The 14,186-nt window shown below is 57.0% G+C and carries 13 protein-coding genes; 6 read left to right on the top strand and 7 right to left on the bottom strand.

Annotated elements, in window-relative coordinates; genetic code table 11:
* Window positions 1-83: 83 nt before the first annotated feature.
* The 7 genes from nikR to O3S68_RS17950 form a co-directional block, all read right to left on the bottom strand.
* Window positions 84-485, bottom strand: a complete 402-nt coding sequence (gene nikR, locus O3S68_RS17920) for a nickel-responsive transcriptional regulator NikR (protein WP_020455620.1) — start codon at window positions 483-485, stop codon at window positions 84-86.
* Window positions 473-1,258, bottom strand: a complete 786-nt coding sequence (gene nikE, locus O3S68_RS17925) for a nickel import ATP-binding protein NikE (protein WP_269232125.1) — start codon at window positions 1,256-1,258, stop codon at window positions 473-475. The genes nikR and nikE overlap by 13 nt, the downstream gene beginning before the upstream one ends.
* The gene (gene nikD / locus O3S68_RS17930; RefSeq protein WP_269232126.1) at window positions 1,255-2,019 is read right to left on the bottom strand and encodes a nickel import ATP-binding protein NikD; all 765 of its coding nucleotides are present in this window, start codon (window positions 2,017-2,019) and stop codon (window positions 1,255-1,257) included. The genes nikE and nikD overlap by 4 nt, the downstream gene beginning before the upstream one ends.
* A complete protein-coding gene (nikC, locus tag O3S68_RS17935; protein WP_020455617.1) occupies window positions 2,019-2,852 on the bottom strand; it encodes a nickel ABC transporter permease subunit NikC in 834 nt (277 codons plus the stop codon). Before nikC ends, nikD begins: the two co-directional genes overlap by 1 nt.
* The gene (gene nikB / locus O3S68_RS17940; protein WP_249880142.1) at window positions 2,852-3,793 is read right to left on the bottom strand and encodes a nickel ABC transporter permease subunit NikB; all 942 of its coding nucleotides are present in this window, start codon (window positions 3,791-3,793) and stop codon (window positions 2,852-2,854) included. The genes nikC and nikB overlap by 1 nt, the downstream gene beginning before the upstream one ends.
* A complete protein-coding gene (nikA, locus tag O3S68_RS17945) occupies window positions 3,790-5,361 on the bottom strand; it encodes a nickel ABC transporter substrate-binding protein (protein ID WP_269232127.1) in 1,572 nt (523 codons plus the stop codon). Before nikA ends, nikB begins: the two co-directional genes overlap by 4 nt.
* Before the next feature lie 269 nt (window positions 5,362-5,630).
* Window positions 5,631-6,488 carry a LysR family transcriptional regulator gene (locus tag O3S68_RS17950; protein ID WP_020455614.1) on the bottom strand — a complete coding sequence of 286 codons (858 nt, stop codon included), beginning with the start codon at window positions 6,486-6,488 and terminating at the stop codon, window positions 5,631-5,633.
* Window positions 6,489-6,586: 98 nt separating this feature from the next.
* On the opposite strand from O3S68_RS17950, the gene O3S68_RS17955 reads away from it, so the two are divergent.
* The 6 genes from O3S68_RS17955 (at window position 6,587) to arnT (ending at window position 14,179) form a co-directional block, all read left to right on the top strand.
* Window positions 6,587-7,093, top strand: a complete 507-nt coding sequence (locus O3S68_RS17955; protein ID WP_045507718.1) for a phenolic acid decarboxylase — start codon at window positions 6,587-6,589, stop codon at window positions 7,091-7,093.
* A 428-nt stretch (window positions 7,094-7,521) separates the two neighbouring features.
* Entirely contained in the window at window positions 7,522-8,658 is a 1,137-nt protein-coding gene (arnB, locus tag O3S68_RS17960) for a UDP-4-amino-4-deoxy-L-arabinose aminotransferase (protein WP_269232128.1), read from the top strand.
* Window position 8,659: 1 nt separating this feature from the next.
* Window positions 8,660-9,643 (top strand): undecaprenyl-phosphate 4-deoxy-4-formamido-L-arabinose transferase, encoded by a 984-nt coding sequence (gene arnC, locus O3S68_RS17965; RefSeq protein WP_020455611.1) that lies wholly within the window; start codon window positions 8,660-8,662, stop codon window positions 9,641-9,643.
* Window positions 9,640-11,619: a bifunctional UDP-4-amino-4-deoxy-L-arabinose formyltransferase/UDP-glucuronic acid oxidase ArnA gene (arnA, locus tag O3S68_RS17970; protein WP_269232129.1), complete on the top strand. Its 1,980-nt coding sequence runs from the start codon at window positions 9,640-9,642 to the stop codon at window positions 11,617-11,619. The genes arnC and arnA overlap by 4 nt, the downstream gene beginning before the upstream one ends.
* A gap of 2 nt (window positions 11,620-11,621) precedes the next feature.
* Entirely contained in the window at window positions 11,622-12,524 is a 903-nt protein-coding gene (gene arnD / locus O3S68_RS17975; protein WP_020455609.1) for a 4-deoxy-4-formamido-L-arabinose-phosphoundecaprenol deformylase, read from the top strand.
* Window positions 12,521-14,179, top strand: coding sequence for a lipid IV(A) 4-amino-4-deoxy-L-arabinosyltransferase (gene arnT, locus O3S68_RS17980; protein ID WP_269232130.1), 1,659 nt, complete (start codon window positions 12,521-12,523; stop codon window positions 14,177-14,179). The genes arnD and arnT overlap by 4 nt, the downstream gene beginning before the upstream one ends.
* Window positions 14,180-14,186 lie beyond the last annotated feature (7 nt).

Here is a 14,186-nt window from a genome sequence, read left to right on the forward strand (position 1 = left end):
TGGGGCACAGCGCGCGTTGCCAATTGTTGCTCATAAAATGTGTGTGTCGGGTTAATACCCGCCACGGTATGACGGCGGCAACGTTACTCTTCGGCGGCGAGACACTGTAAATGACCATGACGCACGCCGCGCTGGGCGATAACGTCATCGGCGAAGTGCTGCACATCGCCCATTTTGCCTTTCAGCACGGCGATTTCGAGGCAGTCGTCGTGGCTGATATGCACGTGCAGCGTGGCGACAGATAAGTCGTGATGATGGTGTTGCGTGGCGACAATGCGGCTCGCCAGGTCGCGCTTCTCATGCTCATACACATACGACAGCACCGCGTAACCCTGCTGTTCATTGTTTTGCTCGGACTCCTGTGCCAGCGCGCCGCGCAAAATATCCCGCAGCGCTTCCGAACGGTTGTTGTAACCGCGCCGTGCGCTAAGGTTGTCCAGCGTATCGAGCAGGTCATCATCCAGTGTTATGGTCACGCGTTGCATGGTTGTGTCCTTTGTAATGAGAGGGGGAAGGCGGGCAGCACCGCCTGTTGCAGCGCCTGGCCTGCCGGTGAACGCAAGCGCAGCGGTGAAGTGACGTCGAGCGTTTCCACCAGCACGCCGGTCTCCATCACCAACACGCGCTGGCAAAAACGCTCCACCAGCCGCAAATCATGGGTGATAAACAGACAAGCCACGCCGGAACGCTGTTGTAGCCGCTGTAAGAGCCGGATAACGCCCGCTTGCAGCACTAAATCCAGGCTGGAAACCGCTTCATCGAGAATCAATAGCGTGGGTTCCACTGCCAGCGCGCGCGCCAGGCAAACGCGCTGCAACTGCCCACCGCTCAACTGCGGAGGGCGTTTATCGAGCAGGGAGGTATCCAGCTCGACATCTTCCAGCAATTGTTGGATACGTGCCTGCTGCTCGCTGTTGGGCAGTGATAACAGATGGCGCAGCGGTTCACGCAGAATATCGCGCACGGTTTTACGCGGGTTCACCGCGCTGACCGGATCCTGAAACACCATCTGGATATCGCGGCGAAACGCCTGGCGGGCGCGGGCGTTAAGCTGCTTCAACGGCGTACCCTGCCAGCGCACTTCGCCTTCGTCTGGCGATTCCAGCCCTACCAGCAGCCGCGCCAGCGTGCTTTTCCCGCAGCCGCTGCGCCCGAGCAGCGCCACGGTTTCCCCGCTTTTTAACTGAAAAGAGATATTGTCCAGCACCGGTTGCTGGTGGTAGGTGTGCGACACACCGCTCACATCAAGAAGGTTCATTGCGCCAGCTCCAGTCCATACAGCGCCAGGTGGGCCGCGACTAATTCGCGGGTCACTGCCTGTTGTGGCGCACTGAACAGGGTTTCCACCGCGCCCTGTTCGATAATGCGCCCGTTGTCCATTACCGCGACATCATCCGCCAGCCGCGCTACCACGCCCATATCGTGCGTAACCAGCAGCATGCCGGGCTGACGTTCGCGCATAATCTGCGCCAGCAAATCGAGAATGCGCGCCTGCGCCACCACGTCGAGATCGGTCGTCGGTTCATCGGCGACGATAAACGGCGCATTGCTCAGCAGCGCCATGGCGATCATCATGCGTTGCAACATGCCGCCGCTCATCTCGAACGGGTAAAGCGTGAGCACACGTTCGGCGTCCTCCAGCCCGACATCCTGCAATGCCGCGATCAGTGTGGCGTTATCGGCGGGTTTAGCGAGTGCCAGGCAGGTTTCCCGTGCATGAGCGGCCATGGTGCGCAGCGGGTTAAACGCGCTGCGCGGGTTTTGCATAATGGTGGCAACCGTCGAACCACGCAGTGCTTGCGGTGTGACGGGCTGATTATCGGCCAGCAGCCGACCGGCCGTTTGCCGTACGCCAGCAGGCAGCACGCCGAGCGCCGCCGCACAGGTTAATGATTTGCCGCTGCCGCTACCGCCTACCAGCGCCAGCACGCGCCCGCGTTGCAGGGTTAACGACACTTCCTGCACCAGCGGGCGTTCCGCGTGCAGGGTGATATTTTGCAGGCTCAGTTGTGCAGGCATCAGTGGGCGTGCTCCGTTTCCAGGTGGGGATCGAGATGGTCGCGCAGCGCGTCGCCCACCAGATTAAACGCCATCACGCTGATAAACAGCGCCAGCCCCGGCCAGACCATCTGCAGTGGCTGCGTCCAGATATATTGCCGGGCGTCGTTAATCATCACGCCCCATTCCGGTGTTGGCGCGGTGACGCCAAGCCCGAGGAACGACATCCCGGCGACGTGCAGCATCATATGGCCGATATCCAGCGTCGCCAGTACCAGCAGCGAAGGCACTACCGCTCCCGCCAGATGATCGCGAAACACATGCAGATAACTCGCGCCACTTAAACGCGCCGCCAGCACGTACTCGCGGCTACGCAAGGAGATCACCAGGCTGCGCACCATGCGCGCATACCAGGCCCAGTGTGAAAGCGCGATGGCGATAATCACGTTGGTCAGCCCTGTCCCAAGCACGCCGACCATAAAAAACGACAGGATCGAGGTGGGAAAGGTCATAAAGATATCCGCCACGCGCATGATGGCCTGATCGACGCGCCCGCCGAGCAGCCCGGCGCAGCCGCCTGCGCTTAAACCAAGCGCCAGCACCAACAGCAGACACATCATCACCGACCCCAGCGATACCCGTGTGGCAGCCATTAAACGTGAAAAAATATCCCGTCCCAGGTGATCGGTGCCGAGCCAGTGCTGACTGCCTGGCGGCAACAGGCGCGCGGGTAAATCGATGGCTTGCGGATCGTACGGCGTCCACCACTGGCAGGTCAGGGCAATCACCAGCAGTAACAGCAGGATCAGCAGCGCGAAACGCACCGGCCAGCGGGCCGTTTTTATAAAGTGCATCAGTGCGCTCCTTCATGGTGGCGAATGCGCGGATCGAGCGCTGCGCTCAGCAGATCGACTGCCAGATTGCACAGCACAAAAACCAGCACCATCACCAGCGTAAAGCACTGGATCACCGGGTAGTCGCGATTGAAGATTGCTGATACGGCATAGCGGCCAATTCCGGGCCAGGCGAAGATGCTTTCGATGATCATCGTACCGCCAATCAGCTCGCCGATATGCATCCCCAGCGCGGTGATCACCGGTAGGGACGCGTTACGCAGAATATGCCGCCGCTCGGTCTGTTTGTCGCTTAACCCGCGCAGCCGCGCCCACGTCACGTGGCGTTGCCCGGCGGCTTCCAGCATGCTGGCGCGCAGCAGACGGGCGTTGATGGCCAGCGACATAAAGGCAATCGACACCGCAGGCAGGATCAGGTGCTGCCAGCCGCCGTAGCCCATTGCGGGCAGCCACTGCAAATGCACAGAAAAAAACATCACCAGCAGGAAAGCCAGCCAGAAGTTCGGCATTGACACGCCAAGAAACGCTACCGCGCGTACCAGAAAATCCGGCAGACCATCGCGGTGACGCGCCGCCCAGATACCAAGCGGTACGGAAGTGAGCAGGATCAGCGCCAGCGCCGCGCCTGCGAGTTGCAATGTCGCGGGCAGAAAATGCAGCACATCGTCGAGCACCGGGCGCTGCGTGGCATACGAAATGCCGAAATCAAGATGCAGTGCGCGCCACAGCCAGTGCAGATATTGGCTGGCGAGCGGCTGATCCAGCCCCAGTTGAATGCGGGTGGCGGTAATCATTTCCGGTGTTGGCGGCAGGTTTGACAGGCGCAGATAATCCATCGCCGGATCCCCGGCGCCAAGGCGCAGCAGCAGGAAAATCACCACCGAGGCGGCTACGATCATCGGGATCAACAGCAGCAGACGGTGCAGTAAAAAGCGGCTCATGGCGCGGCGTCCGGGGTTATCTGATCAAACGGGATCTCCGAGGCGATCGGGGCAAACGGAATCGTGCCGAGCTGCGGTTTTGCCACCACCATCATCGAGATGTAACTGATGGGCAGATAAACCGCGTCGTTGTGCAAACGGGTGAGAATATCCCGGTACAGCGCCTGACGCGCGCTGTCATCGCTGGTGGTGAGCACCTCGCCAATCTCTTTGTCGATAATCGCTTTGTCCGGCAGGCCTAACTGCGCCTGATAATCGGCATGCGACGGCACGCGCATTGAACTCATAAACGCATGCGGATCGTACGGTGCGCCCCAGGTGCGGTTGAAAATCATGCCGAAACGGCCATCGCGCTGACGGGCATAAATACTGCTCTCTTCCTCACCGATCAGGGCGACATCTACGCCAATCTGGCGCAAGTTGGCCTGAATGATTTCGGCCATCGACTTACTCAGCGCATCGGTGCCGATATAGGCCAGCTCAATATGCAGTGGCTGGCCTGCTTTTTCGCGGATGGTTTTTCCGGCGGGCAGCAGCCAGCCCGCTTTATCGAGCAGCGCGCGCGCCTGCGCCGGATCGTACTGGCGCGGTTTCAGGCCGATATTGGCATACGGCACGGAAGAGGCGAACAGCGTGTCGGCAACCTGCTGCGTGCCATACAGCGCGCCATCGACCAGCGTTTTCTTATCCACCGCGTAGTTCAGCGCTTCGCGCACGGCTAACTCATTGGTTGGCGCATGCGTGGAGTTCAGCGCCAGCATTACTGTCTCCATTGGTGCAGAGAGCTGGGTACGCCAGGCGGGGTTCTGGCTGAAACGGGCAAACGTATCCAGCGGCAGTAAACCTTCGTTGCCGTAAAGCAGATCGATATCGCCGGTTTCAAATGCCACCGCGCGGCTGGTCGGGTCTGGGATCACTTTGACGATAATTTTGCCAGCTGCCGGTTTCGCGCCCCAGTAGTGTTCATTCCGTACCAGCACGTCGTACTGGTTCAGCTTTGATTCCTGCAACACCCACGGGCCGGTGCCGATGGGCGCTTTAATCCCGTTCAGTGTTTCATGGTCTTTAAACTGCGACGGGGCGATAAAGCGGAACGGGCGGGGCAGGGCGAGTTCTTGCAGGAAGGGGTAGTAGGCACTTTTCAGAGTGATTTGTAACTGCTTGGGGCTTAGGGCTTTGACGTCGGTGATTTGGTTGGCAAGCTCAAGCCAGGCGTGGCGCTGGCGGTTATCCAGCACGGCGCGGAAGTTCTCCGCGGCGGCGGCGGCGTCAAACGGTTCTCCGTTGGAGAATGTCACCCCGTCGCGCAGGGTGAAGACCCAGGTTTTTCCATCCTCCGAGTGCGTCCAGCTTGTAGCCAGCCAGGGTTTCACGCTGCCGTCGGCCTGGTATTTCACCAGCGGTTCATACACCATGCTTTGCGCGAACATCTGGTTTGGCGTGTAAAGATGCGGGTTGAGTGGGCCAACATTCACCGGCCAGGCGGTGGTTAGGGTGTTTTGTGCCGCGAAAACGGCAAAGGATGCGCAGAGCAGAAGCAGAGCGCCAGCCTGACGATAGAAAGACACGTTCGGTTTCCTGATGAAAAGTCGGTGGCGAGAAAAGTATGACGATTTTAGTAATTCATCATACGAATAGTATGTCTTGGATCAAAAGCCCTGTTTTTAACAGGGCTTTATCGCATTTAGCGTGAGGTGTATTGCTTACTGGCGAGACGAACAGCCGGAATGCGTAAGGTGATTTATTCGTCAGGGTTATCGCTTTGCTGGCGTAAGCATTGAGCGAGACGCATAAAGTGACGTTGATAAGCCGCTTGCAGACATTCAGGATGAGAGCGCTATCCCTTAAACAGTTGCAGCAGCATTTCTACCTGCTCATCAAGCGGCGCGAGGTCTTTTTTCACAATCAGGTGCAGCGGTGTGGCGCGGCGCGTACCGTGGCTGAGCGGCAGCGTTTTGAGTACGCCGCTATCGAGCAGTGGCTGGATGCGCTCCTCCGGCAGCCAGCCGTAACCCACCTGATACAGCACAGCTTCCACCGCCGCATCGATGGTGGAAAATGTCCACGACTCCTGCGCCACCGGGCTTTGGCGATGGTCGCTTTCGGCAATGCGGATCAGCGGCCAGCTGGCGAGCATCTCTTCGCTTACCTGTTCCGCCGCGCACAGCGGGTGATCGCGGTGTGCCACGGCGACAAAATCAATGTTCATCAGCCATTCGCCGCGCCCGGTCATATCCTGGCGGCGAGTCAGTATCATCACATCCGCTTGCGCATGCACCGGCAACTCGCTGGAGGCGGTCTCCAGCACTTCGGTCAGCCGCACCTGCGTTTGCGGATAACGCTGCTGAAACTGGCGCAAAATGGCAAACAGCCGCGCGCGGGGGAAAATGCTGTCGACCACTAAATCAAGCCGCGTGCGCATGCCATTGCGCAGCGTGGCGGCGCGGGTTTCTACCCAATCGAATGCCTTGAGCAACGGTTTTACCTGGTTGAGCAGCAACTCACCCGCCGGGGTAAGCACCGCGCGCCGCCCTTCCTGTACCAGCAGGGCAACGCCGAGCCGCTCCTGCAACAGCGCCAGGTTGTAACTGACCGATGACTGGCTGCGATGCGTCTCTTCCGCCGCTTTCGCAAAGCTCCCCAGCTCCACCACCTTTTGCAGCAGCGTCCATTGTTCCAGCGTCGTCTTGTGCATAACTCATCTAAAAAATGAATGAATTTGATGCAAATATAGCGTTATTCATTCGTTTTTTGCAGGCGTAGGATCATTTCAAACACCAGAGGAGAGTAAAAATGAGCACCTTTGATAAACATGATTTGAGCGGTTTCGTCGGCAAACATCTGGTTTATACCTACGATAATGGCTGGAACTACGAGATTTATGTGAAAAACGCCACGACGCTCGATTACCGGATCCACAGCGGTATCGTGGCGAACCGTTGGGTGAAAAATCAGCAGGCCTACATTGTTCGCGTTGGCGAAAGTATCTATAAAATTTCCTGGACCGAACCGACCGGCACCGATGTCAGCCTGATTGTGAACCTTGGGGATCGCTTGTTCCACGGCACCATTTTCTTCCCGCGCTGGGTTATCAATAATCCGGAAAAAACCGTCTGCTTCCAGAACGATCACATTCCGTTGATGGAGTCTTATCGTGCGGCTGGTCCGGCTTACCCTACTGAAGTGATCGATGAGTTCGCGACCATTACGTTTGTGCGCGATTGCGGCGAAAATAATGACAGCGTGATTAACTGCGCTGCCAGTGAATTACCGGCCAACTTCCCGCAGAATTTGTCATAAAAATTTCACGCTATTTAATATATTTTGCTGATAACGAATGAAATAATTCATTGCATAATGATATTAATTTTCGTGCATTCGTTGATGCGCCGTTTAAATAACTACGCTAACGCCTTTGTATGCATTACAGGGGCGTTAAATATTTCAGTTTTTTGACATTCATCACGTTAGGATTTTGCTGTTTTCATTTGTAACCTGTTGTTTGAGAAAAATTATTTTATATTTGTTAAGTTTATCATTTCCCCCTTTTCTTAATCTTGTCCTAATATTCAATTGGTAGCATTCTCCGACTAACCGTAACGAATAATAAATGCAGGAAACGCGCATTCATTATATTTTGGTTTAACTTTCATCCGCCATTTTACTCACTAGCCGCAACGTGTCTTTGTGGCGGTTCGTTAACGCGTCAGTGACGCCAAGGAAAAACGATGAGTGATTTTTTACCGTTCTCACGCCCGTCAATGGGGGATGAAGAGTTCGCAGCCATTCAGCAAGTGCTGGCATCCGGCTGGATCACGACCGGCCCCAAAAATCAGGCGCTTGAAGAGGCTTTTTGTACACTGACGGGCAACCGCCACGCCATTGCCGTTAGCTCGGCGACGGGTGGCATGCACGTCACCCTGATGGCACTTGGTATTGGCGCCGGGGATGAAGTGATTACCCCGTCGCTGACCTGGGTTTCCACCCTCAATATGATTGTGCTGCTCGGCGCGACGCCGGTGATGATCGATGTCGATAAAGAGACATTGATGGTCACGCCGGAAGCTATCGAAGCGGCTATCACGCCGCGTACCAAAGCAATTATCCCGGTGCATTACGCCGGTGCACCGGTGGATATCGACGCCATTCGCGCGCTTGGCGAGAAGCACGGCATTCCGGTGATTGAAGATGCTGCTCACGCCGCCGGAACGTACTACAAAGGCCAGCATGTTGGCTCACGCGGCACCGCTATTTTCTCCTTCCACGCCATTAAAAATATGACCTGCGCGGAAGGTGGGCTGGTGGTGACGGATGACGAACAACTGGCGAACCGCATTCGCAGCCTGAAGTTCCACGGCCTGGGCGTCGATGCTTACGACCGTCAGACTCACGGCCGCGCCCCGCAGGCCGAAGTGATCTCCCCAGGGTTTAAATACAATCTTGCAGATATCAACGCGGCGATTGCGCTGGTGCAACTGGGCAAACTGCCCGCCGCTAATGCCCGCCGCCAGGAGATCGCCCAGCGTTATTTGCAGGAACTGGCGGATACGCCGTTTCAGCCGCTGGCCTTGCCGTCATGGCCGCACCAGCACGCCTGGCACCTGTTTATTATTCGCGTCGATGAGCAACGTTGCGGTATCTCCCGCGACGCATTGATGGAAACCCTGAAAGCGCAAGGCATTGGCACCGGCTTGCATTTTCGCGCGGCCCATACGCAGAAGTATTACCGCGAACGCTTCCCCCTCTCTTTACCCAATACGGAGTGGAACAGTGCGCGTATCTGTTCGCTACCGCTTTTCCCGGATATGACCCATGACGACACAACCCGCGTCATTCACGCGCTCCGCAACATTGCAGGGCGCTGATATGTTTAATTTACCGCCTGTAGAAAAAGTTTCTGTGGTGATCCCGGTCTACAACGAGCAAGAGAGCTTGCCGGAGTTGATTCGCCGCACCACGGAAAGCTGCGATGTACTGGGCATCGATTACGAAATTTTGCTGGTGGATGACGGCAGTAGCGATAACTCTGCGCTGATGTTAAGTGAAGCGGCAGAACAACCCGGCAGCCACGTTGTCGCGGTGCTGCTGAACCGCAACTACGGCCAGCACTCGGCGATTATGGCCGGATTCAGCCATGTCACCGGTGATTTGATCATCACGCTGGATGCCGATTTGCAAAACCCGCCGGAGGAGATCCCGCGTCTGGTGGCGAAAGCCAATGAGGGGTATGACGTGGTGGGCACGGTGCGGCAAAACCGCCAGGACAGCCTGTTTCGTAAAATGGCCTCGCGCACCATCAACCGTCTGATCCAGCGCACCACTGGTAAAGCGATGGGCGATTATGGCTGCATGTTGCGTGCGTACCGCCGCCATATTGTTGATGCCATGCTGCACTGCCATGAGCGCAGCACTTTTATCCCGATCCTCGCCAATACCTTCGCCCGTCGCGCGGTGGAGATCCCCGTGCAACACGCGGAACGCGAGTTTGGCGATTCCAAATACAGCTTTATGCGCCTGATTAACCTGATGTACGACCTGGTGACCTGCCTGACCACCACGCCGCTGCGCTTGCTGAGCGTGTTTGGCAGCGTGATCGCCGTGTTGGGCTTTTCGCTCGCCGTGCTGCTGGTGGTGCTGCGTCTGGCGTTTGGCCCGCAGTGGGCGGGAGAAGGGGTGTTTATGCTCTTCGCCATTCTCTTCACCTTTATCGGCGCGCAGTTTATCGGCATGGGGCTACTTGGGGAGTATATCGGGCGCATCTATAACGATGTTCGCGCGCGTCCCCGCTACTTTATTCAACGTGTTGTTCGTCAGGAAAATGACGTTTCGCAAGAGGAAAAAAATCAATGAAAGCCGTTGTCTTTGCTTACCACGATATGGGATGTATCGGTACACAAGCGTTACTGGATGCAGGTTTCGAGATTGCGGCGATTTTTACCCATCCCGACAGTGCCAATGAAAACCACTTTTTCGGTTCGGTGGCGCGTATTGCCGCTGAACGCGGCATTCCGGTTTATGCCCCTGACGATGTTAACCACCCGCTGTGGGTCGATCGTATTCGCGATCTGAACCCGGATGTGATTTTCTCTTTCTATTACCGCAATTTACTGTGCGACAACATTCTCAATACCGCGCGGATCGGCGCATTTAACCTCCACGGCTCACTGCTGCCTGCTTATCGTGGTCGCGCACCGCTGAACTGGGTGCTGGTCAATGGCGAAAGCGAAACCGGCGTCACGCTGCACCGCATGGTTTCCCGCGCGGATGCGGGCGCGATTATCGCGCAACAGCGCGTAGCCATTGCCGAGAACGATGAAGCGCTGTCGCTGCACCGCAAATTAGCGGAAGCCGCAAAAGGTATGCTGGCCAGCGTGCTGCCGACGATTAAAACGCAAACCTTCAGCGAAACGGCGCAGGACGACAGCAAAGCCAGCTACTATGGCCGCCGTACGCCGGAAGATGGCCGTCTGGACTGGGAAAAACCCGCCCAAACGCTGCAAAACCTGGTACGCGCGGTTTCTGACCCGTGGCCGGGCGCGTACAGCTTTGCCGGTACGCATAAATTTATCGTCTGGAAATCCCGCGTACGCACCGACGTGGCTCCGGCTCGCGCGGGCACTGTGCTCTCTGTTTCGCCGCTGCTGGTCGCCTGTGGCGATGGCGCGCTGGAGATCCTCACCGGCCAGATGGACAACGGCGTGTATATGCAGGGCGCCCAGCTGGCGCAGTCGCTCGGCCTGGTGGCTGGCGCGCTGCTGACCAGCAAACCGGTTGTGGCGGTAAAACGCCGCACCCGCGTGTTGATCCTGGGCGTGAACGGTTTTATCGGTAACCATTTGACCGAACGTCTGCTGCGTGACGATAACTACGAGATTTTCGGTCTTGATATTGGATCGGATGCGATCAGCCGTTTCCTCGACAATCCGCGTTTCCACTTTGTGGAAGGCGATATCAGCATTCACTCCGAATGGATCGAATACCACATTAAAAAATGCGACGTGGTGCTGCCGCTGGTGGCTATCGCGACGCCTATCGAATACACCCGTAACCCGCTGCGCGTGTTCGAGCTGGATTTCGAAGAGAACCTGAAAATCATCCGTGACTGCGTGAAGTACAACAAACGCATCATTTTCCCGTCGACGTCGGAAGTGTACGGCATGTGCACCGACAACAACTTCGATGAAGACAACTCGAATCTGGTTGTTGGGCCTATCAACAAACAGCGCTGGATTTACTCGGTATCGAAACAGTTGCTCGACCGCGTGATCTGGGCATATGGCGACAAGCACGGTCTGAAATTCACCCTGTTCCGTCCGTTTAACTGGATGGGGCCGCGCCTGGATAACCTGAACGCTGCACGTATCGGTAGCTCGCGTGCCATCACCCAGTTGATCCTCAACCTGGTAGAGGGTTCGCCGATCAAGCTGATCGAAGGTGGTAAACAGAAACGCTGCTTTACCGATATCAGCGATGGTATCGAAGCCCTGTTCCGCATTATCGAAAACAAAGATGGGCGCTGCGACGGGCAGATCATCAACATTGGTAACCCGGACAACGAAGCGAGCATTAAAGAGCTGGCCGAGATGCTGCTGGCAAGTTTTGAAAAACACCCGCTGCGCGACCGCTTTCCGCCGTTCGCTGGTTTCCGCGAAGTGGAGAGCAGCAGCTACTACGGCAAAGGCTACCAGGATGTGGAACACCGCAAACCGAGTATCCGTAACGCCAAACGTTGCCTGCACTGGGAACCGACTGTGGATATGCGCCAGACCATTGACGAAACGCTGGATTTCTTCCTGCGTACCGTTGAACTGACGGATGAGAAATAAGCATGAAATACGTCGGCTTACGTATTGATGTCGATACCTTTCGCGGCACGCGTGACGGCGTTCCGCGCCTGCTGGAGCTACTGAAAAAGCACAACATCCAGGCGAGCTTTTTCTTTAGCGTCGGGCCGGACAACATGGGGCGCCACATCTGGCGCCTGCTTAAGCCGAAATTTCTGTGGAAGATGCTGCGCTCGCGCGCGGCATCGCTCTACGGCTGGGATATTTTACTGGCGGGCACCGCGTGGCCCGGCAGACTTATCGGTGAAGGCAACGCGGACGTTATCCGCAAAACCGCGCAGGCGCACGAAGTGGGGCTGCATGCGTGGGATCACCATGGCTGGCAGCGCTGGAGTGGTGTGTGGGATCAGGCCCATCTCGAAGCGGAAATTGAGCGCGGATTACTGGCGCTGGAGCTGATTATTGGCCGGTCTGTGAGCTGTTCCGCCGTGGCGGGTTGGCGCGCCGATCAGCGAGTGGTGAAAGCCAAATCGAATTTTAATTTCCGCTATAACAGCGACTGTCGTGGCACGCAGCCGTTTCGCCCGCTCATCGCCGAGAATACCTATGCAGCTCCGCAAATCCCGGTCACGCTACCCACCTGGGATGAGGCCGTTGGCATTTCGGTGGCGGCGGAGCACTACAACCGCTTCATTCTCGACGCGATGAAGCAGGATAGCGGCACGCCGGTTTATACCATCCACGCCGAGGTGGAAGGCATTATCGGCGCGGAAGGTTTCGATGAACTGCTGAGCATGGCGGCGCGCGAAGGCATCGCTTTTTGCCCGTTAAGCCAGTTGTTGCCGGAATCGTTAGAGACGCTACCAGCAGGCAAAGTGGTACGCGGAGAAGTGGCTGGCCGGGAAGGCTGGCTGGGTTGCCAACAACTGTTGAGTCCTGGGTTATGAAATCCATTCACTATGGTCTGGCGCTGGTTGCGCTGATCGCCCTCTACTATGTTGTTCCCCTGGAATATCGTCTGCTCTGGCAGCCGGATGAGACCCGCTATGCGGAGATCAGCCGTGAAATGCTCACCAGCGGCGACTGGATTGTGCCACATTTCCTTGGCCTGCGTTATTTTGAAAAACCCATCGCCGGTTACTGGATCAATAGCATTGCGCAGTGGCTGTTTGGCCATAATAACGTCTCCGTGCGCCTTGGCTCCGTTTTCTCCATCATCGTATCGGCGCTGCTCGTGGGCGCGCTGGCGTGGAAAATGTGGCGCGACAAACGCACTGCCGTGCTCTCGGCGGTAATCTTCCTGACCGCGTTTCTGGTGTATGGCATTGGCACTTATGCGGTGCTCGACCCGATGATCACGCTGTGGATGACGCTGGCGATGCTCAGCTTCTGGCTGGCTGCGCAGGCCAACACGTTACGCGGTAAGTTTGGCGGCTATGTCCTGCTTGGCGTGGCGTGCGGCATGGGCGTGATGACCAAAGGTTTTCTTGCGCTGGCAGTGCCGGTGATTGGCGTGCTGCCGTGGGTGATTGTGCACAAACGCTGGAAAGAGGTGCTGCTCTGGGGCTGGCTGGCCGTGATCTGCTGCGTGCTGACGGTGCTGCCATGGGGGCTGGCAATTGCCTCGCGCGAGCCTGATTTCTGGCGCTACTTCTTCTGGGTGGAACATATCCAGCGTTTTGCGCAGCAGGACGCACAACACAAAGCGCCGTTCTGGTATTACATACCGTTCCTGATTTTAGGTTCGTTGCCGTGGCTGGCGCTGCTGCCCGGTGCGCTGAAAACGGGCTGGCTGGCGCGTAAAGAGGGCGTGCGGGAAGCGTTTTATCTGCTGGGCTGGGTGGTGATGCCGCTGCTGTTTTTCAGCATCGCTAAAGGGAAGCTGCCGACTTATATTCTGCCCTGTTTCGCGCCGCTGGCGATACTGATGGCGCGTTATGCCATGCAGATGGCGCAAACCAACGGGCGCGCGCTGCGCGTCAATGCGTGGATTAATATCGGTTTTGGCCTGGTTGGCGTGATTGCCGCGCTGGTGGTGTCGCCTTTGGGCTTCATGAAACATCCGGTATGGACGCAAATTGAGGTCTACAAAGCGGCGCTGGCGGCGTTTGCTTTCCTGGCGTGGGCGCTGGTTGGGCTGTTTACCTTGCGAGCCAGCGCAGAGCGTTGGCCATACGCGGCGCTGTGCCCGCTGGCGATTGCGCTGCTGGTGGGGATCGTTATCCCGGATAAGGTGATGGATTCCAAGCAGCCGCAATTTTTGATCAACTTTGTTAACGAGCCGCTGACGCCGAGCCGCTATGTGCTGGCCGATAACGTCGGGGTTGCTGCAGGTCTGGCCTGGGAGCTGAAACGCTCAGATATCATACTGTTTGGCACGCGCGGTGAGTTAACGTACGGTATGTCGTACCCTGACGGCGAAGGGCGGTTTGTTCGCGAAGACGATTTCACCGACTGGCTGTCACAACATCGGCAGGAAGGGGTTATTTCACTGGTGCTGCACCAGTCGAAAAAGGATGACTTTACCCGCATGCCGATACCGAAACCGGACAACGTTTATGTACAGGGGCGTATGGTCTTTATTCAGTACTTTCCGCAATGATGAGTAA

Origin of the sequence: Kosakonia sp. SOY2 (assembly GCF_027109175.1) — a bacterium.
Taxonomy (GTDB): domain Bacteria; phylum Pseudomonadota; class Gammaproteobacteria; order Enterobacterales; family Enterobacteriaceae; genus Kosakonia.